This is a genomic window from Rhodococcus sp. CX, from assembly GCF_015865005.1.
Taxonomy (GTDB): domain Bacteria; phylum Actinomycetota; class Actinomycetes; order Mycobacteriales; family Mycobacteriaceae; genus Rhodococcus.
Genome location: NZ_JADZGH010000067.1, coordinates 9,625 through 10,809, shown reverse-complemented (window position 1 = coordinate 10,809; position 1,185 = coordinate 9,625). Strand labels below are relative to the sequence as shown.

The following is a 1,185-nucleotide window of genomic DNA, read 5'->3' as shown; positions in this document are numbered from 1 at the left end:
CCCTCGGCTCCGCCGGAACCGACATGCGAGGTTCGACCGGCGGCGCGGAGGGCGGTACCTGCCGGGCCGGTGGTTGCGGGACCGGCGGCACCTGCTCGACGGCCGGGTGTGCGACCGGTGGCTGCTCGACGGCCGGCGCCGGCAGCGGCATGTGCCAGGACATCTGCGGATTCGGGTAGGGCGCGGGCTCCGGGATCGGACCCGGCACCGGCTCTTCGGGGACGGGCGCGGGCGAGGGCGCCGGAACCGGCGAGGGCGGCGGCAGCGGTGCCCCGAACGGAACGGACGCGACCGGCGTCGACGGGACCATCGGTGAGTCTGCGGCGCCCGGAGCTGCCGGGACCTGGGGTTCCGGCTGCACGGTCGGTGGCGCCTGGACCTCCTGTGGAGCCTGGTTGTCGTGTGAAGACCGGCCCGAGCGCAGGAACCCGCGCCGGGCGGGTGTGGCTACCGGTTCCGGCGACTCCCCCTGAAGCCAGGCCGGCAGAGCATGCGTCGACTCGTCGCTTTTCACTGATTCCCCCCGGATCGAATACGCGGGGACGCTACCAAATCCGTCCGACGCCCTCGGACCGGATCAGGCGCGGGGATGCGCCTGTTCGTGGGCGGCTCGCAGCCGCGCGACCGACACGTGTGTGTAGAGCTGTGTCGTCGCCAGGCTCGAATGGCCGAGGACCTCCTGGACGACCCGCAGATCGGCGCCGCCCTCGAGCAGATGGGTTGCCGCGCTGTGCCGCAGCCCGTGCGGTGCCAGATCCGGGGCCCCCGGTACCGCGGCCACGGCGTCGTGGACCACGGTGCGCACCTGACGCTGGTCGATCCGTCCCCCCCGTTTGCCCAGCAGGAACGCCGGGCCGGACGACGGGCGCACGAGTTCCGGCCGCCCGTGCCGCAGCCACTCGTCGATCGCGGCTGCGGCGGGAACCCCGTAGGGCACGACCCGTTCCTTGTTGCCCTTGCCGAGCACCCGCAACACGTTCCGTTCCGCGTCGGCGTCGTCGACGTCGAGTCCGCACAGTTCCCCTACCCGGATCCCCGTCGCGTACAGCAGTTCCACGATCAGGCGGTCGCGGATCGCCACCGGGTCCCGTTCGACGGCACCGGATTCCGCGGCGTCCATGAGTTCGAGGGCCTGATCGGTCCGCAGCACCGCGGGCAGGGTGCGATGCGCGCGCGGCGAGACGA

General features: G+C 73.0%; 1 protein-coding gene and 1 pseudogene. Both read right to left on the bottom strand.

Annotation, left to right across the window (positions count from 1 at the left end; genetic code table 11):
- A pseudogene (locus tag I0Q12_RS32220) lies at nucleotides 1-361 on the bottom strand (hypothetical protein); the annotation flags it as partial.
- 216 nt (nucleotides 362-577) lie between these two features.
- The coding region (locus tag I0Q12_RS32215; RefSeq protein ID WP_231610171.1) for a tyrosine-type recombinase/integrase at nucleotides 578-1,185 on the bottom strand (608 nt) is incomplete at its 5' end.